The organism is Pseudoalteromonas sp. Hal040 (assembly GCF_037162425.1).
Taxonomy (GTDB): Bacteria; Pseudomonadota; Gammaproteobacteria; order Enterobacterales; family Alteromonadaceae; genus Pseudoalteromonas; species Pseudoalteromonas gelatinilytica.
The window spans coordinates 3,321,608-3,340,334 of the sequence record NZ_JARLUU010000001.1 but is presented as its reverse complement, the minus strand read 5'-3'; the positions used below and the strand labels follow the sequence as shown (position 1 = coordinate 3,340,334).

General features: G+C 42.0%; 15 protein-coding genes. 9 read left to right on the top strand and 6 right to left on the bottom strand.

Annotation, left to right across the window (positions count from 1 at the left end; all coding sequences use genetic code 11):
• Positions 1–71 precede the first annotated feature (71 nt).
• Positions 72–2,624 (top strand): M14 metallopeptidase family protein, encoded by a 2,553-nt coding sequence (locus P4S60_RS15520; RefSeq protein WP_337116530.1) that lies wholly within the window; start codon positions 72–74, stop codon positions 2,622–2,624.
• Between the two features lie 6 nt (positions 2,625–2,630).
• Here the strand turns inward: P4S60_RS15520 and P4S60_RS15515 are convergent, their stop codons facing one another.
• Positions 2,631–3,347 carry a ComF family protein gene (locus P4S60_RS15515; protein ID WP_105181960.1) on the bottom strand — a complete coding sequence of 239 codons (717 nt, stop codon included), beginning with the start codon at positions 3,345–3,347 and terminating at the stop codon, positions 2,631–2,633.
• A 58-nt stretch (positions 3,348–3,405) separates the two neighbouring features.
• On the opposite strand from P4S60_RS15515, the gene bioH reads away from it, so the two are divergent.
• From bioH to P4S60_RS15485, 6 genes are all read left to right on the top strand, one after another.
• Entirely contained in the window at positions 3,406–4,143 is a 738-nt protein-coding gene (gene bioH / locus P4S60_RS15510; protein ID WP_337116528.1) for a pimeloyl-ACP methyl ester esterase BioH, read from the top strand.
• A gap of 101 nt (positions 4,144–4,244) precedes the next feature.
• Positions 4,245–4,553, top strand: coding sequence for a hypothetical protein (locus P4S60_RS15505; protein ID WP_337116527.1), 309 nt, complete (start codon positions 4,245–4,247; stop codon positions 4,551–4,553).
• Between the two features lie 5 nt (positions 4,554–4,558).
• Positions 4,559–5,425, top strand: coding sequence for a putative metalloprotease CJM1_0395 family protein (locus tag P4S60_RS15500; RefSeq protein ID WP_337116526.1), 867 nt, complete (start codon positions 4,559–4,561; stop codon positions 5,423–5,425).
• 219 nt (positions 5,426–5,644) lie between these two features.
• Positions 5,645–6,376 carry an outer membrane beta-barrel protein gene (locus P4S60_RS15495; RefSeq protein ID WP_337116524.1) on the top strand — a complete coding sequence of 244 codons (732 nt, stop codon included), beginning with the start codon at positions 5,645–5,647 and terminating at the stop codon, positions 6,374–6,376.
• 282 nt (positions 6,377–6,658) lie between these two features.
• Positions 6,659–7,471 (top strand): protease inhibitor I9 family protein, encoded by an 813-nt coding sequence (locus P4S60_RS15490; RefSeq protein ID WP_337116523.1) that lies wholly within the window; start codon positions 6,659–6,661, stop codon positions 7,469–7,471.
• A 92-nt stretch (positions 7,472–7,563) separates the two neighbouring features.
• Complete coding sequence (locus tag P4S60_RS15485) at positions 7,564–11,688, top strand: S8 family serine peptidase (protein WP_337116522.1); 4,125 nt, start codon at positions 7,564–7,566, stop codon at positions 11,686–11,688.
• 144 nt (positions 11,689–11,832) lie between these two features.
• Here the strand turns inward: P4S60_RS15485 and P4S60_RS15480 are convergent, their stop codons facing one another.
• The 4 genes from P4S60_RS15480 to greB all read right to left on the bottom strand — a co-directional run bounded on the left by P4S60_RS15480 (position 11,833) and on the right by greB (position 15,817).
• Positions 11,833–14,148, bottom strand: coding sequence for a Tex family protein (locus P4S60_RS15480; protein ID WP_337116521.1), 2,316 nt, complete (start codon positions 14,146–14,148; stop codon positions 11,833–11,835).
• A 135-nt stretch (positions 14,149–14,283) separates the two neighbouring features.
• The gene (locus P4S60_RS15475) at positions 14,284–14,865 is read right to left on the bottom strand and encodes a CBS domain-containing protein (RefSeq protein WP_337116520.1); all 582 of its coding nucleotides are present in this window, start codon (positions 14,863–14,865) and stop codon (positions 14,284–14,286) included.
• Positions 14,866–14,911: 46 nt separating this feature from the next.
• Positions 14,912–15,220 carry a hypothetical protein gene (locus P4S60_RS15470; RefSeq protein ID WP_337116519.1) on the bottom strand — a complete coding sequence of 103 codons (309 nt, stop codon included), beginning with the start codon at positions 15,218–15,220 and terminating at the stop codon, positions 14,912–14,914.
• Between the two features lie 114 nt (positions 15,221–15,334).
• On the bottom strand, positions 15,335–15,817 hold the full coding sequence (gene greB / locus P4S60_RS15465) for a transcription elongation factor GreB (RefSeq protein ID WP_337116518.1): 483 nt from the start codon (positions 15,815–15,817) through the stop codon (positions 15,335–15,337).
• A gap of 166 nt (positions 15,818–15,983) precedes the next feature.
• Here greB and ompR point away from each other — a divergent pair, with 166 nt between their 5' ends.
• A complete protein-coding gene (gene ompR, locus P4S60_RS15460; RefSeq protein WP_063702407.1) occupies positions 15,984–16,703 on the top strand; it encodes an osmolarity response regulator transcription factor OmpR in 720 nt (239 codons plus the stop codon).
• Positions 16,704–16,708: 5 nt separating this feature from the next.
• On the top strand, positions 16,709–18,004 hold the full coding sequence (envZ, locus tag P4S60_RS15455; RefSeq protein WP_337116517.1) for a two-component system sensor histidine kinase EnvZ: 1,296 nt from the start codon (positions 16,709–16,711) through the stop codon (positions 18,002–18,004).
• A 113-nt stretch (positions 18,005–18,117) separates the two neighbouring features.
• Here envZ and P4S60_RS15450 read toward each other — a convergent pair whose 3' ends face one another.
• On the bottom strand, positions 18,118–18,699 hold the full coding sequence (locus P4S60_RS15450) for a hypothetical protein (RefSeq protein WP_337116516.1): 582 nt from the start codon (positions 18,697–18,699) through the stop codon (positions 18,118–18,120).
• Positions 18,700–18,727: the final 28 nt, after the last annotated feature.

Below are 18,727 nucleotides of genomic sequence, written 5' to 3'. Positions count from 1 at the left end.
TGAGCGTAAAAAGTTGCATCTATTTTATCGAATGGTAGCGTTAAAACATCAAATAATTACGGGTGCTATCTATGCGTTTAATAATAACAATATTAACCATGCTAGTGAGCGTTAGCGCATTAGCAAAACCTCTTTCTTATTACTTTGAACAAGATGTGAAATTTGACCCAAGTATTCCAACCCCTGAACAGGTGTTAGGTTACGAAGTAGGTGAGTGGCATGTACGTCACGATCAGCTTGTGCAATATATGCAAATCTTGGCCGAAAAAAGCGACCGAATGAACTTTAAAGTGATTGGTCGTACTCATGAGCAGCGCCCTCTGGTGATGTTAACTATCACAGCGCCAGACAAGCTGGGTCAAGTGGAGCAAATTCGCAAGACCCACTTAGCTCGCTTAAATGGTGGGGCGAGTGACTCAAGCAAACAGCCTGCGGTTGTATGGATGGGCTATAGTGTGCATGGTAATGAATCATCAGGTAGCAATGCATCATTACTCGTTGCTTATTACCTTGCAGCAGCACAGGGACCAGAAATCGATGCGTTACTTAATAATACGGTTATTTTACTCGACCCATCACTAAACCCAGACGGCTTAGCGCGTTTTGCTAATTGGGCTAACAGCAACCGTGGCATGAAATTATCGTCAGATCCAGAAACTCGCGAGCATATTGAAAGTTGGCCGAGCAGCCGTACTAACCATTATTTGTTTGACTTAAACCGTGACTGGTTGTTGTTACAACACCCTGAATCACGCGCACGTATTGCTCAATTTCATCAATGGAAGCCAAATATCCTAACAGACTTCCATGAAATGGGGCCTAATAGCACGTTTTTCTTCCAGCCGGGGATCCCAACTCGCAAGCACCCAATCACACCTGAAGAAAATGTCACGCTAACCAAAGCAATTGCAAACTATCATGCGAAAACACTTGATGAGCACAATGCGCTTTATTTTACTGAAGAAAGCTTTGATGACTTTTACTATGGTAAGGGCTCAACTTACCCAGACGTAAATGGTGGTGTAGGCATCTTATTTGAACAAGCGAGCTCGCGTGGTCACTTACAAGAAACGATCAACGGACCGCTAAGCTTCCCGTTTACGATTAAAAATCAGTTATTAACTAGCCTATCGACGTTCCAAGCGGCGATTGATAACCGTACAGACTTACTGGATTATCAAGCAAAATTTTACAACAAAGCGGTTGATCTTGCCGGTGATGAAGACTTTAAAGGATATGTTATTAAAGGCGGTGCGGATCACAGCCGTATGCAGTACTTCCTTGATTTATTGAAACAACATCAAATCAATGCGTATATGTTAGAAGAGCCATTAAAAGTAAATGGTCAAAGCTTTTCTGAGCAGAGCTATTATGTGCCATTAGCACAGCCACAATTTCGTTTAATTAAAGCGATTTTCAGTGAGCAACAGCGTTTTGTTGATAACACGTTTTATGATGTATCGGGCTGGACACTTGCTCATGCCTTCAATCTAGAATTTGCAAAAGTAAGCAGCAATTGGGGCTTAAATCTGGCCAAAATGCCTTGGCAGCAAAGTGTTAAATCAAGCTTTGCAGCATTACCGCAAAGCTATGCGTACGCATTTAAGTGGGATGATTATCTCGCGCCAAAAATGCTAAATAGTTTACTCGAACAAGGTGTAAAAGCGCGCGTGGCGTTAAGCCCACTCACAGCAAAAACACCATCAGGTGAGATTGCTTTTGCACCTGGCAGTATTTTGCTTCCTGCGGGTCTGCAAACTGACAGCAACTGGGTGAGTTATTTAAACCAAGCACAAAATGAATTTGGTATTGAAATTACACCTATTAGCTCAGGCTTAACAGTGAAAGGTGCCGATTTAGGTTCTCGTTCAATGGCCGTAGTAAAAGCACCAAAAGTGTTACTCGTGGGTGGTGAAGGTACCAGCCAGTATGAGCTTGGTGAGGTATGGTACTACTTAGATCGCTTTGTTGGTACAGCGCCAAGCATTATCGAAATGAACCGCTTAGATGGTATCGACCTTGAAAACTATAGTCATATCATTCTAGCGCACGGTAATTACAACCGTCTTGATGATGCAACGAAAGTGGCTATTAAGTCGTGGGTTCGTAAAGGCGGCGTTATTTGGGGGCACAAAGGCGGTGCTAAGTTCTTAGCTGATCAGCAGCTACTAAAAGCTAATTACTTATCTCGCCGTGATGTAGCGAGTGCCTTTGATACAACAGGACTTAGCTATGCCGATAAAGATGACTTAGCAGGCCGTCAGCGTATTGCTGGGGCTATTTTTAATACCTCAGTGGATTTATCTCATCCACTTACCTATTCGCTGAATCGTAATACATTACCAGTGTTTAAGAATAGCACTTGGCTACTTGAGAAGTCAGATGCCCCATTTGTTAACGTACTTACTTACACAGATAAACCGCTTTTAGCTGGCTTTACTGATGACGTAAACGTAGAGCAAGTCGCGGGCGCGGCAGGTCTCATTGCGCATTCATATGGCAAAGGCAGCGTGATAGGTATGACTGATAACCCAGTGTTCCGTGGTTATTGGTACGGCACGAGCCGATTACTGAGCAATGCCTTATTTTTTGGTAATGCGTTTCATGCCTCTGGTGATAAATAATCACAATTAATCATAATGCAGTTTGCCTAACCCTGTTAGGCAAGTGAGCATTGCCCATACTTGCTTAGCTCCTGCATTTTTTATGGCTTCTGTCGCAGCATTTAAGGTTGCGCCAGAGGTCATCACATCATCAATAATTGCCACCGTTTTTCCAGTTAAATCTTGCTGACAAACAAACGCATTTTGTAGGTTTTTAACTCTTTTCGCTTTACTTAACTGTGATTGCGCTTTGGTTGCTTTTTGCTTGAAAAGAGCAGCGCTAACACTACATTGCTGGCTTTTTAAAACAGGTAACCAAGTTTGACTGACCTGATTAAAGCCGCGTGCTAAAAAGCGCTGATTATGTAGTGGCAGCACAATAAAAAGATCGGGCCAAGTTACATTAACCTGACGAGCTATTTGCAACTGTTTGTCTATCACTTGTGTAAGTGCTACACGAAAAAACTGCTGGTCGTTAAATTTCAATTGCTTGAGCCAAAGTTTAAAAGGTGCTTGATACCACGCACAGGCAATTAAATGATCAAATTGGCTATCAGGAAATGCATCACAGATATCTGGCCTGTGTAACAGGTTTGGGTGGCGTGTAAGGTCAAATAAATTAAGGTCATCTAAACAATGCTGACACAAAGCTTGATTAGCCTGTATGTGATTTTGGCAGCTAATGCAAAAGTTGGGGAATAGTGCCTCTAGTCCTAGTTTTAAGGCATGAGAGAAGCGAGACATTGCATTCATTCCTTTAAACGCTATTATGAGCGCTAAGTGTGGTTGGGAAATACAAAATATGCAAAATGATATGGTGTTATTACATGGCTGGGGAATGAACCAAGGGGTTTGGCAAGTGATCAAACCTGAGCTTGAGTTTTTTCATGATGGTGAAGTCCGTTGCCTTGATTTACCCGGTTTTGGTAATGCGCAGTCAATCCCCACACCTTACACTTTGCATGTTGCAGCTGAGCAACTAAGTACACAGCTCAATGATCAGTCTATTCTTGTTGGCTGGTCGTTAGGGGGGCTTTTTGCCTTGTATATTGCAGCACATTGGCCTGACAAAGTAGCAAAGGTTGTGTTGGTCGCCTCAACCCCATTTTTTGCCCAAACCGACGAATGGCCGGGTATCAAACCTGACGTATTGAACGCATTTAAAGATCAGCTGGTTAGCCACAGAGAAAAAACGATAGAACGGTTTTTGGCGATACAAGCAATGGGCAGTGAATCAGCACGGGATGATATTAAGCAACTTAAAGCACTTTTAAACCAATACCCAGCACCACAAGAGCAAGCTCTAAGTGCAGGTTTAGATATTTTACAGCAAGATGATTTACGTGAGCTTTTCGCGAAACTTACCGTGCCAGTACGAGGTATTTTTGGGCGCTTAGATTCATTAGTTCCTTATCGTGCGATTGAAAAAATGCATGCCTTACAGCCTCAGTTTGAATATGAGGTTTTAGATAAGGCGTCACATGCGCCTTTTATTTCTCATAAAGCGGCATTTATATCAGCACTGAAATCAATGTGTTAAGCCAGCCTCTCTGAGAGGCCAGAAAAATCGTGGGATTTAGCTTTATTTTGCTCGTTTTATGAGCGATACTTAACGGGTAGATCTCACTGTTGGAGGGTGTTATGCCAATCAGTTCTGTTTTTAATAATGCGGTAGAAGGTTATAACCGTGCAAGCCAAGGTATCGAAAAGGCAAGCGCTGATATTAGCCGTGCCTCAATTGATCAGCAAGATGATGCCCAATTAGCTCAACAACGCCAATTACAAGCGGCAACACCAAATGAAGCTGTAACTCCGCCAGTTTCACAACCAGCCCCAATCGATGAGTCGCTTGTTAATTTAAAAGTTGAAGAGTTTAATGCCAAAGCCAATATCAACACGATTCAAACTGCTGATGAAGTGCTAGGTACCTTAATTGATATCAAAGTTTAGTACTTATGAATATCGTCACTCCGTTTCCTTCGATTAATATCAACACGGCGAATGTGCACACCGAAAGTGCTCGCCGTGATAATCAGTTACGGGAAGTGATCCCGCCACCTGCTGCTGCAAAGCCAAGTAACGCTGAAAATAAAACGCTGAGTGATGGTGATAAAGCAAAGCAACCAGGTACTGATGCGGGTACTTATGATGCTAAAGGTCGTCTTGCTGAAGACAAAGTGATTGAAGAGCGCCAACAAGGTAGCGAGCAAGGCGAGCCTGAGCAATCAGAACAAGAGCAACAAGAAGCTAAGCAAGAACAGCAAAAAGAGCAAAAGGTTGCTGAGCAAGAGCAACAAGACGCTGAGCAAATTAAAGAGCTAAAAGCCCGCGATACCGAAGTGCGTATTCATGAACAAGCGCATGCAACAGTCGGGGGGCAATATGCTGGCTCACCAAGCTATGAGTATCAGCGCGGCCCTGATGGTACAAACTATGCTGTGGGCGGCGAGGTACAAATTGATGTTGCTGAAATCAACGGTGACCCGCAAGCCACAATCGAAAAAATGAAAACAGTGCGTGCAGCAGCGCTCGCCCCTGAAGAACCATCAGGTGCAGATCGTTCTATTGCCGCAGATGCCACACAAAAACTCGTTGCAGCGCAGGCTGAGCTTGCTAATCAATCTGATGATGACGATGCTGATTCAGGCAAATCAACATTTAAAATTCATAATGAGTATGCTGAAGATAGCGCAGCTCAAAGTAGCGAAACAAAAACAGCAAAGCGTGATGTAGAAGTCGATGAGCGCGCCGCACGTATCGCTAATTTTTATCAAGCAGCAACCTCTCCAGCTAATCAAAATCAGTTCTCTGCTTTGATTTAAGCCCATACTAATTCACATTAATAATTCATCATTTAGTGGGGTTAAACCTGTCCTTAACGAGGTTTTATTGCCTCAAAATAGCTCAATTTATTAAATGCTTAATCGAACTTTTATAACAGTTTCTTACATTTAGCCTACAAAAACGAATGTTGTTTCCATTGCGGGTCCTGCCTCGCTTTGGTAGATTGTCCCCGATTTATAATTAGGATGATTAAACAAATGAAATACACTCTTCTTGCTTGCGCGTTATCACTTGCTTCTACCGCTGTAATGGCAGAAAACACCTCACCATTAAGCTATGACTATGTTGAAGCCGGATTTAAAAAGACAAAAATTGATGACTTAGATGAGTTATCTCTTAAAGGGGTTGCCTTTAATTTTAGTAAGCAGTTTGCTGAGAATTGGTATGTTACAGGTCATTATTCAATTTTAAATGATGATGTGACTGCAACGAATGAATTCAACGGCTCAGGTGTTTACGATAGTAATGATAATTTTTTAGGTAATACCGTCATAGCTTATACTTTCGATTATGATGTTGATATGACGCGTTACGAAATTGGTTTAGGCTATATTTATTCGCTATCCGATCGTACTAAAGTTGATTTTTCAGCAAAGATTGGCCAGTTTAAGATTGAAACTGACCTTAATTTTAAAGAAGTTGTCTCATACCAAGATCAAGTTTTTAATAGCTTTTCAGAGAACCACTCTAATTCAGAAACTGCAGATATTTTATCTGCTAACGTACAAATCAGACACTTATTAACTGATTCATTTGAGATCAACGGAGGCGTTGGCTACGAGCGTTTACATGATGAAGAGAGCGAAAATAATGCAGTATTTCATGTAGGTGCAAACTATGCCTTCACGCCAGCTTGGCTTGTCAGCGCAAGCTATCGTGATGCAAATGATTACTCAGATATCTCACTGGCAGTTCGTTACAATTTCTAACTAGTTAGCGGCTAGGGAAGTTTTTCTCTAGCTGCTTTCCCTTCCCCATTTTTTGTTTCTGTAATCGCATTCTCTACAAAATGCTACATTTTGTATAAATATCCCGCAAAGCGTTTGTTATTAACACTCTTATGTTTATTTACTGTTAATTTTGTGTCCTAACTGTGTACAACTCGGTTTGACCATGCAAAAACCCCTCTGTATATGTTTGCCTGCTAAATAATTTAGTGTGTCAGCTCAAGCAATTTATGAGCTGTTTAGAATTAAATCAGTGGGAATCATATGCAACCTTGCAATAAGAAAATCACACACTTGAAGAAAAGCTCAGTTGCCGTACTTACAGCATTGTACGTCGGTGCTACAGGCTATGCTGTGGCAGAGCCAGGCTTTAACAAAGTGTCAGATAAAGGCTTTTATCAGCCAACATTTACAGCGGAAGATATCGCGAATTATCAACAAGAAAAACAAATCGAAGATCATCCAAGCTTATTAAAGGGGAGTGCTCAGCGCTTAAATCAGCATTACCAAAGTCAGCAGCCGGAACATGTTTTTCAACCTCAAGATGGGGTGACGGGTATTCAAACATACATTGTACAAATGCATGATGAACCTGTAGCAAGTTATCAAGGTGATATTCAAGGCTTCAGCGCTACAGCCATTACAGAGTCACGTTCTTTAATGGTAAAAGAGCGCATTGATACAGCTTCGCAAAGCGTGCGCGCGTATCAAGGCTTTTTAAAACAGCGTCAATCAACAGTATTAAGTAAGGCGCGTGCAATGGGTGCCAATATTGCGATTAAAAAGCAATTTACCCTTGCAAATAACGCGGTTGTTGTTGAAATGACACAAGCTGATGCAGAGCTTCTTGCGACGCAATCAGGCGTAAAGCGTATTACTCCTAACCGTATTTTTGAATTACGCACAGACCGCGGTCCTGAGTTTATTGGCGCAGACCAATTATGGCAGGGTTCAACACCTGCTTCATCGGTTGGTGTTAAAGGTGAAGGTATGGTTGTCGGTATTATTGATACTGGTATCAATACAGACCACCCGGCATTTGCAAGCGACGAAGAGTACAGCAAAAAAATCCATTAGGTGCCGGTAACTTTTTAGGTGACTGTGAAGAAGAACCTGAGCTATGTAATGACAAGCTAATTGGTGTTCGCTCTTATCCAGAAGTCACAGCGATGAATGCGGATTATCAATTTGCCCGAGCTGATCGTCGTGCTGAAAATGGTGAAGATTACAATGGTCACGGCTCTCACACAGCGAGTACCACAGCGGGTAACTACATAGAAAACACGCCACTTCAAGCTGCAACCGGTGAGAAAGTCAGTGATGGAGAAAACTTACCATTCACGTTTGAAAGCACCAGCGGTGTTGCACCGCGTGCGCATATCATTTCGTACCAAGTTTGTTATGCTGGCCGTTCTGGCGATCTATACTCAGGCTGTCCTGAATCAGCAATTTTATCTGCATTTGAAGATGCGATTGAAGATGGTGTCGATGCTATTAACTTCTCAATTGGTGGTAGCGAAAGCTTCCCATGGGAAGACCCAATGGAAATGGCTTTCTTAAGTGCGCGCGAAGCGGGCATTTCAGTGGCAGCGGCAGCGGGTAACTCGGGTCCTTATTATATTTCAGCGGATCATACATCACCTTGGGTAACCACTGTTGGTGCATCAACCCATGACCGCGTGATGGATTTAGGTGTTAAAACCATTAATAACTTCCAAGGCACTCGCACGCCTTATGCTGGTGAGTATACAGGTAAGAGTTTCTCTGGCGGTATTACTGGCGAAGTTGTTCTTGCTGAAAAATACGATGACCCAAATGAAAGTGATGGTTACGATGCTGCAAGCTGTAACGCACCTTTCCCTGCAGGCACGTTTACGGCTGACCAAATTGTAGTATGTTTACGTGGTGACATTGCGCGTGTTGATAAAGCCAAGAACGTTGCTGCAGGTGGAGCAGGAGGCTTCATTTTACAAAACATTAGTTCGGCAGAGAGTATTGTTGCTGATAACTACGTGATCCCGGGTATTCACTTACCAGCAAGTGCTCGTTACACAATTCGTAACTGGGTGAATGCTAATCCTGGTGGTGCTGCTATTGCGACGATTGGCGAGCCAGAAAATAACTATTCATTTGATGCAGAAGCGGGTAATCAGCTTGCTATCTTTAGTTCTATGGGACCAAGTTATTACATCAACAACCTTGTTCCGGACGTGACTGCACCGGGTGTTGATATTTATGCTGCGAATGCTGATGACCAACCATTTACAGCTTATCCAAGTGCATCAGATTGGACTTTCATGAGCGGTACCTCAATGGCTACGCCACATGTTACTGGCGCAATGACGCTATTGATGCAAATGCACCCAGATTGGACGCCAGCAGAAATTCAATCAGCGCTAATGATGACGGCAAATAAAGTACGTATTTCTAACGGCGTGACTTTAATTGACCCATATTACAACTTCATGGCTGGTGGCGGTGCAATTGACGTAGCACAAGCTGCAAATGCAGGTCTTATCATGGATGAGACTATTGAAAACTACCATAATGCTAACCCTCGTAACGGTGGTTTAGTTGAGTGGTTGAATTTACCTTCTTTAGTGAACAAAGACTGTGAGCTTGAATGTTCATGGATGCGTACTGTAAAGGCAACAAAAGATGGTACTTGGGATGCAACTGCTTATGGTTGGGCTGTTGAGGGTGAAGACGAAAGCTTTGGTGTAGAAGTTAGCGTAACACCAAGTAACTTCACGCTGAAAGCAGGGGAGACACAAGATGTAATGGTTACTATGAAGTTGCCAAATATCATCGAGTCTAAACTTGATCCCATTGAAGAGGGTGCGCCTTGGGATAACATCTTAAATAAAGATGCTTGGTTCAACGGCAAAGTGCTATTTAAGAACACTGACGGCGACTTACCAGACGCTCATTTCACATTGGTTGCAAAGAATGTTATTGATGAGCTACCAACCATGGTTGATATCGATATGGCACGTGCCAGTGCATCAGAATCAATCGTTGTTAATACCGATAGCTACAGTGAGTTTACGCCGACTTATTATGGTCTTGTAAAACCAACTGAAGTTACTGCAAATATCTTAGGTGTTGCACCTTACGTGACGAAAGACCGCGTTGAAAAAACGTGGGATATTCAATCGTTTGAAGTACCAGAAGGTACAAAACGCTTAATGGTTAAAGTTGCATCTACCGAACAAACTACAGATTTGGCAGACCTTGTTGAACCTCGTTGGCAAATGAAAAAAGCACACTTAATAGTGGGTTATGATGCTAATGAAAGTGGCTCATTCATGGTGTCTGATGAGGAGATTTCGGAAGACTCTACAGCACTGATCAAAGCACTTAATGAAGAGATGATTTGTTACTCTTCAAGTAGTGTTGAAGATAACTACTGTAACATTATCGATCCTAAGCCTGGTAAATATTGGTTTGCGACCGCAGCTCTAGCAGGTTTACGTGATGTTGGTTATCAAACCGTTACACATTATGCGATTGTTAAAGAGCAAAATACCGGTGAATTCAGTGTATCAGCGCCACAGCAGCACAGCGGCAATGGTAACTATGAAATTGCGGTAAATTGGGACCTACCTGAAGCGCAACCGAATGATGTTTACTATGGCGGCTTTGCATTAGGTAATGCTGAAGGTGCTGAAGGCACCCTCGGTTTTACATCGGTTAACTTAAAGCGTGATGCCCAAGCACTCACACTAAATGTTGACCAAGACACGGCTCGCGCTATGGACCTAGTTAACGTTAATGTAAAACTTAAAGCTAACTATGAATCAAAAGCGCGTGACTATTCATTGTCATTGACGATTCCTGAGGGCATGCAAGTTTGGCCACAAACACTAACTTCAAATAATGAGTCGGTGGCTGCTTCGTTAATCGTTGAAGGCAATACCCTGACAATTCAAGGTACACAAGACGCAACACGTAACGTACAACGTGATTATGTGGTAACCAACAACATCACTAACGAAATGTGTAAAACGCCAATGATTGATGAATTCTCGACAGGAGGATATATCGATTTATGGGGTGATTTCCGCATTCAACCTGAAGCTGCTTGGTATGAAGGTGGTTCAAATGTGTTCTTTGATGTTCCAATCGATTGGTTATTCTATAAAAATGGTGCGAAGTTTGAAATTTACAATCAAGTAAATAATAACGAAGTACGTTTACACCCAACAGGAGCAATGCAGTTCACACCTATCTGGTGGATGATGAGTGCGCACCGTGGTCCTGGTTTCTTAGTTGAAGCATTGGCACCATTCTGGCGTGGTTCGTTTGAAATCGAAAACCTTCGCCATCCGACTGATCCAACAGGCCTAACGATTGCTTCTCAATACAAAGAAGAGCGTCCTGATTTAGGTGATCTCGTATTCATGGAATTCGATAATGTGACTGATAAAAATACCGGTGACACGTTCGACTATGAAGTGATTTTACGTAGTGGTATTGATGACCATGAAGGTATGTTCGAAGCTATCTTTGCTTACGATAACCTAGGCGCTGGTGTTGACGAAGGAACCATCTTTATTGAAGGTGGCGATAGTGTTTATTCAACAACGGCTGGCTTTAAAGAGGGTGCATTAAGCAATGTGATTGGTTATGACGACCTTGGCAAGATCTTACAAGATGACTTAGTGATCTGTTTTGATTATGTTGGCCCAGAGCAAAGTGAAGTTGAGTTTAACTTTACTGCTACGGTTATGCCTGATGCGAAAGGTACAGTGCAAGATATCACTCTTGATTACCAACTTGGTAGCCAAGAAGGTGGGTCGTTAATGCACTCTATCGGTGTGCAAAGCAACCTGAAAATGAGCGACATTGCTGATATGACGGTAGCTGAAAATGGCCGTATCGATGGTGTTGATGTGATGGTTGTTGATGCAGATCAGTCGCCAAATGAATTAGTGGTAACGGGTGAGAATGTAACGGCTGAAGTTGACGGAATGTCGTTTAACCTAATCCCTGATGCACATTTCCATGGTGAAACAATGGTGACTGTCACAGTGCAAGATAAAGCAAACCCAGCAGACAAAGTAAGTAAAGAGTTCTTACTTATGGTTGAATCTGATGGTGTAGAGCTTGGTTGTACTGATACTGCAGCATCTAACTATGATGCGACAGCGAATGAAGATGATGGTAGCTGTGAATACGCTTCACAAGTAACACCAGAAACTGAAGCGAAAGCTAAGAGCTCTTCAAGCGGCTCATTAGGTCACTTTATAGTGTTACTACTGCCATTACTTGCACTTCGTCGTAGTAAGTAATAGTGATAAAGGCTCAATTTATTGAGCCTTTCATAGCAACGTATTTTATTAAGTAAGTTGTTATACAAATAAAAAAACCGCGTAGTTTACACTCACGCGGTTTTTTATTATCGATTGATACCAGTTTGATTAAGCGAACTGGTATTATTTTTTCACTTTTGCATTGGCAAATGCATCTGCAAAGGCATTACCCATGGCAACATTGCCAAATTCGCGTTTTTGCTTAGGTGCACTTTTCGCTTTAGCTGCCGGCTTAGGTTTGCTAGCGGGTGCAGCTTTATTACTGGTATCAACGTCATCGTCTAAACGCATGGTAAAGCTAATACGTTTACGCGCAGCATCTACTTCAACTACTTTTACTTTAACAATATCGCCGGCTTTAACTACTTCACGTGGGTCAGAGATAAACTTGTTAGTAATTGCAGAAATGTGCACTAACCCGTCTTGGTGTACACCCACATCAACGAAGGCACCAAAGTTAGCAACGTTAGACACGACACCTTCTAAAATCATACCTGGTGTTAGGTCGTTAATGGTTTCAACACCGGCCTTAAACTCAGCTGTTTTAAACTCAGGGCGCGGGTCACGACCTGGCTTATCAAGCTCCTTGATAATATCGGTAACGGTTGGTAAACCAAACTTTTCGTCTGTGTAGTCGTTCGCAACGAGCTTGTTTAGAATGTCAGAATTACCAATTAGGCTGTTTACATCTAAGCTGTTCTTCTCGCAGATTCGCTTAACAACAGGGTAGGCTTCAGGGTGAACTGACGAGTTATCGAGAGGATCTGAGCCTGTGCTGATACGTAAGAAACCGGCAGCTTGTTCAAAGGCTTTTGGACCTAAGCGTTCAACTTTTTTAAGTTCAGAGCGTTTGCTAAATGAGCCATTCGCATCACGGTAGCTAACAATATTTTGCGCTAATGTTTTGTTTAAGCCAGATACGCGAGTCAATAGTGGTACCGACGCCATATTTAAGTCTACACCCACTGAGTTTACGCAGTCTTCAACGACTGATGTTAGCGTTTGACCAAGTTGGCTTTGCGATACATCGTGCTGATACTGACCTACACCGATTGATTTAGGCTCAATTTTTACCAGTTCAGCAAGTGGGTCTTGAAGGCGACGCGCAATAGATACTGCGCCACGTAGTGAAACATCAAGGTTAGGGAATTCATTAGCTGCAAATTCAGACGCTGAATAAACAGATGCACCGGCTTCACTAACCATAATTTTATTTAGCTTAAGCTCACTGTTCGCTTTGATCAGCTCTGCAACTAACTTGTCAGATTCACGAGAAGCCGTACCATTACCAATAGCGATTAGCTCAACTTTATGCTGGCGGCATAGTTGTTCTAAAGTACGAAGTGATTTTTCCCAGTGGTTTTGCGGTGCATGCGGGAAAATAGTTTGTGTTGTTAAAAGCTTACCTGTGCTGTCAACAACGGCAATTTTACAACCAGTACGTAAACCAGGATCAAGGCCTAACGTGGTGCGTGGACCTGCAGGTGCAGCCATTAATAAATCTTTTAAGTTCTTAGCAAAAACATCAATGGCGCCGGTTTCTGCTTTTTCACGCATTGCACCTAAAAATTCATTCTCAAGATGCAGACTTAACTTAATTTTCCATGCCCATTGCACTACGCCCATTAACCAACTGCTTGCTGCCGAATTACTAACATCTAAACGGTAATGATCGGCAATCATTTGTGCACACACTTGCGCCGGATTTTCTGCACTTGGCTCAGGGTTGATACTAAGTTGTAGTACACCTTCGTTACGCGCACGAAGCATAGCAAGTGCACGGTGTGATGGTACTTTCTTAAGTGGTTCTTGATGCTCAAAGTAGTCGCGGTATTTAGCCCCTTCATTTTCTTGGCCAGCGATTATAGTGCTTTCAATTTGACCATGCTGAGCAATGTGGCTGCGGAATTTAGCAAGTAGTTTGGCGTCTTCTGCAAAACGCTCCATCAAAATAAATTTAGCGCCATCGAGTACCGCTTTTGTATCAGCAAAGCCTGCCTCAGCGTTAATGTAATCAGTCGCGTGTTGTTCTGGGTCGAGGCTAGGGTCGTCAAATAGTGCATCAGCAAGCGGTTCAATACCTGCTTCAATGGCTATTTGTCCTTTCGTACGGCGTTTTGGTTTGAAAGGCAGATATAAGTCTTCAAGCTCAGTTTTACTGTCAGCACTATTAATGTCAGCACTTAGCTCGGCAGTTAACTTACCTTGCTCTTCGATAGTGGCAAGGATAAAGCTGCGGCGTTCCTCTAATTCACGTAAATAAGATAGACGCTGCTCAAGTAAACGTAGTTGGGTGTCGTCTAGACCACCTGTCACTTCTTTACGATAACGGGCGATAAAAGGGACTGTGGCACCTTCATCAAGTAATTTGATTGCAGCAACAACTTGTGATTGCTGGGCATTTAGCTCGGTCGCTAAGCGTGCAGAGATATTGCTCATGCATAAACCTTTTTAAAAATAGAAAATCAGTAAAACTGAAGATTAATTGCCTGAATAATATCACAATAAGAAGGCCTTAAAAGCACTGCTTTTAAGGCCTGCAAAAATAGTCTTACACAACGCAGATTTTAACGCTTAGTGTGGGTGTTCTACCTGTTGTAATACCTCGCTAAAGCCATTAGCGATTGGGTTGATATTAACAGGGATATGTAATTTTTTAGCGATTTCACGGGCTGAAATCAAACCACAAATTTCTTGTTTAGCACTGGTCACCAGTAGGAACATCATACCTTGGTGCTCCATTGTTTGTAGCGCATCACCAATACAAGCGTAGCTGATACTTTGCAGGCTCACCCCCGCTAAATTGCCTAGAGGAGTCATCACATCATGCAAGGTGATTTCGTCACGATGTAAGTTTAAACGTCGCGCAAGAATCATAATTTTTGAGCTTTGTAAGTCTGCACTAGAGGTAATACCGAGTAGTTTATCTTCGTTATCAACAACTAAAATAAAATCTGAACAACAGCTATTCGTTTGTTTTAACGCATCAACAATGGTTGTGCCGTAATGAGCGCGTAATGGATCTTTTTGCGTAAAGCTGTTAAGTACTTTTAAAGCTGGAGAAGTGAGATCGAGTGTTGGCTCAACTTCATTCACTGCATTAGATAATGCGCCATTAGATATATCTTGAAGACGTAATTCTTTGAAATTATTCATTTTGGTCACCATACATTTTAATAAAACTGAAATAGAAAAATTCGAGTTAATTAAAAACAGGTGGCCCTCGCTGGTGCGCGCTATAAACAGACGCCTTAGAACAAGCATTAACATACAAAACAACACGTGCATCTGGCAGTGGTTGGGCTACATCAGCGATGAACGCAGCAGTATGTTTGTCGAGGTCGGTGTCTACGTTGGCAGGCTCTGCACTATCACACGCAATAAAATGAGCGGTTGGCGTAACACTGTCTGAATGGCTTTCTATGTCGCTGGCATAAGATATCAAACTCACACTCATTAAAAGTGCGAATACAATGGCATTACTTATTATGCGTTGTATTGCGTTTGACATAGTTACTACCTTCTAAACCTCAAGTAATGATTTATCTTGAGTACCTTTAGTTATAGATCACATTTTTAGACTAAACAATCACTAATTAACGCTTTCTGAATTTTCTGGGAAAAATTATTTTGCATCTGGATACGTTATTTCATTGATGAACCACTCCTTTGCACCTTCAGGCGTCATCACCGAAAAGTCATCATCCACTTGTTTGCCTAGTAGCGCTCGAGCCATCGGTGCATCAATAGAAATGTAGTCTTTACGTTCGTAAATTTCGTCAGGCCCGACAATACGAAAACGCTTTGTTTCACCTTGTTCATTCTCAATTTCGATCCATGCGCCAAAGAATACTTTACCCGCTTGCTGTGGGTTGTAATCAATGATTTTAAGATCTGGCATTCTTTTACGAAGATAGCGTACACGGCGGTCGATCTGTCGTAAAACACGTTTATTAAACTGATAATCGGCGTTTTCAGAACGATCGCCCAGGCTTGCCGCCCAGGTAACAATTTTGGTAATTTCTGGGCGCTTTTCATGCCATAAGTAATCATGTTCTTGTTGTAATTGCTGATACCCTTCACGGGTTATTAAATTTGTCTTTGCCATTTTACTTAGCCAAAAAAGAAAACCAGCTGCAAGTTATAAAAGTCTATTGCCTTTGTCGAGTGGGATTTTGAAATGTTCAGTAACAATCTAAGCGCGCAATTCGTTTTTTATTCTTAACTTTTTCATTTATATTAAGAAGTAACATATTACAAAAAGAATGAAAGTTATGGGACACGAAACGACAAAAGTATTGGTTGTTGATGATGATATGCGCTTGCGCAGTTTGCTAGAGCGTTACCTTGTAGAACAAGGTTTTATTGTTCGTACAGCAGCAAATTCAGAGCAAATGGATCGCTTATTAGAGCGCGAAAACTTCCACTTGATTGTATTAGATTTAATGTTACCAGGTGAAGATGGTCTTTCAATTTGCCGTCGTTTACGTCAAAAAGAAAATGATATTCCTATTGTTATGCTCACAGCGAAAGGCGATGAAGTAGACCGCATCATTGGTTTAGAGCTCGGTGCAGATGATTACATTCCTAAACCATTTAATCCACGTGAATTACTCGCGCGTATCAAAGCAATTTTACGTCGTCGTGCTAAAGAAGTGCCGGGTGCGCCGGCAGCCGAAGAAAACGAGATTAGCTTTGGTGAGTTTACTCTCAACCTTGCGACCCGCGAAATGAGTCATGGTGACAAAACAATGTCGTTAACCAGTGGTGAATTTGCAGTATTAAAAGCCTTGGTAACACATCCTCGTGAACCGCTTAGTCGCGATAAACTAATGAATTTAGCACGTGGTCGTGACTACAGTGCGCTAGAGCGCAGTATCGATGTTCAGGTATCGCGCTTACGTCGTATGATTGAAGTGGATGCGGCAAATCCTCGTTATATCCAAACAGTATGGGGCTTAGGCTACGTATTTGTGCCAGATGGTGAAAAATAACAGTAATGGGCATGTTTCCACGTAGTGCGTTTGGACAAACGGTATTTTTGGTTGCGGCCCTGCTGTTAATCAATCAAATTGTCTCTTATATCACTGTCAGTTTTTATGTTGTTAAACCCACCATAGAGCAAGTTAACTTGATCCTTTCGAAACAGGTGAAAACCGTGTTTATTGAATGGGAAGAAGGCGTTGAGGTTAGCAAAGAAGCCTCTGACAAGTTTTTTGAGATCACCGGCATAGAAGTGATGACGCAGCGCCAAGCGATGAGTGAGGGGCTTGCTGAAACTCGCGAGTACTCTATGCTGTCGCGCAGTATGTCGAAAGAGCTAAATGGTTCTGCTCGAGTACGCATTAGTCAGACCGATCCACTTGTTTATTGGGTTGAAGCCCCGCAAGCTCCGGGTTATTGGGTGCGCGTGCCGCTCACTGGCCTGCAAGAAAACAACCTAAAATTCTTAACCTTTTATTTATCGAGTATTGGCTTTTTAAGTGTACTCGGTGGGTGGTTGTTTGCCCGCCATCTAAATAGACCTTTGAAAGCACTGCAACAAGCGGCTGTTAAAGTAGGGGTAGGTGACTTTTCTACCAAATTAGAAGAGCAAGGCTCTACTGAAGTGATTGAAGTAACCCGTGCGTTTAATCAAATGTCACGGGGGATTGCAGCTCTTGAGAACGATCGTCGATTATTAATGGCAGGTGTTTCTCATGACTTGCGCACGCCGCTTACACGTATTCGCTTAGCCACTGAAATGATGTCGGACGATGAAGATTACCTGCGAGAAGGGATCATTCATGACATTGAAGACATGAACGCCATTATCGACCAATTCATTGAATACTTACGTCATCACAAACGTGAAGAACTTGAGTTAGAAGATTTAAATGTGATTGTTTCAGAGGTCGTTGAGGCTGAGCAAAAGCATAATCGCACCATTACCTTCAAAGAAAACCCAAGCTTAGGTGAAGTGCCAGTAAGCACGGTGGCAATAAAGCGTGTTGTTACTAATATGATTGAAAACGCAATTCGCTATTCAGATGGTGATATAGAGGTCGAAACCCGCGTGAGCAGTAATAAAAAGTTTGCGATGGTGGTGGTTAATGATCACGGCCCGGGTATCCCCGAAAGCGAACTTGAAACCGTATTTGAACCGTTCAAACAAGGTGATGCGGCACGTGGTAGTGAAGGCAGTGGCTTAGGTCTTGCGATAATTAAACGTATTGTCGATATGCACGGCGGTCGAGTGCAGCTACTTAATCGCCCAGAAGGTGGCCTCAGTGCCCAGATACATTTACCGTTTTAAAAGTATTTAGCTTTAAGCCTTAAGCTATAAGTTTCAAGCAGCCCGAGTGGGCTGCTTTTTTATTGAAGGAGATCTACAGAGCAGTCGGTTACTTATAATTTAGGTTGCTACAGTTATGAGTTATCAATAACACTAGTTTTAAAGTGCTTTCTGGCTTTGAAAGGTGCTGAAGCAATGATGAAATTTAAAGAAAGTAACAAGATAACTATTAAGATGGTTAGCCAGTTTAAAGCCATCTGAATGAGAGTTGGTGGTTCATAAAAGCCAAAATGCATGAAATCGGCAATTAAAATTTTATTTTTATAAATTAAGCTGTTACAGATATTGCCAAGTGCAAAAAAAGATACACTAACCAGAAATAGCATAGCAGTTATAATTGCCACTTTGAGCTTTAAAATATTTACATTTAAATCTTTTGTTAAAAAATATAGAAATACTAAAAACGCAATACTGCTTACAAAGAGCGTAGCACCCAGCCCCAGAGTTAGTAGATTTGAAACCACCCATACAGGCTTTACAGTTATTGGTAAATCATTTGGATTTATGTCGTCAATCACTAAAAAGATGTAAATAGACATATAAATCATAATACTGATTACAGTGATCGGTATATGCCAAAGTAATTCACGCTTTTCTTTTTTACGAGCTGTTTTATGTGCGGTATTTCTCTGTGCAAGTCTTTCTAAAGGATCCATTCTTTACTTACTTGAGTAATCATTCAAA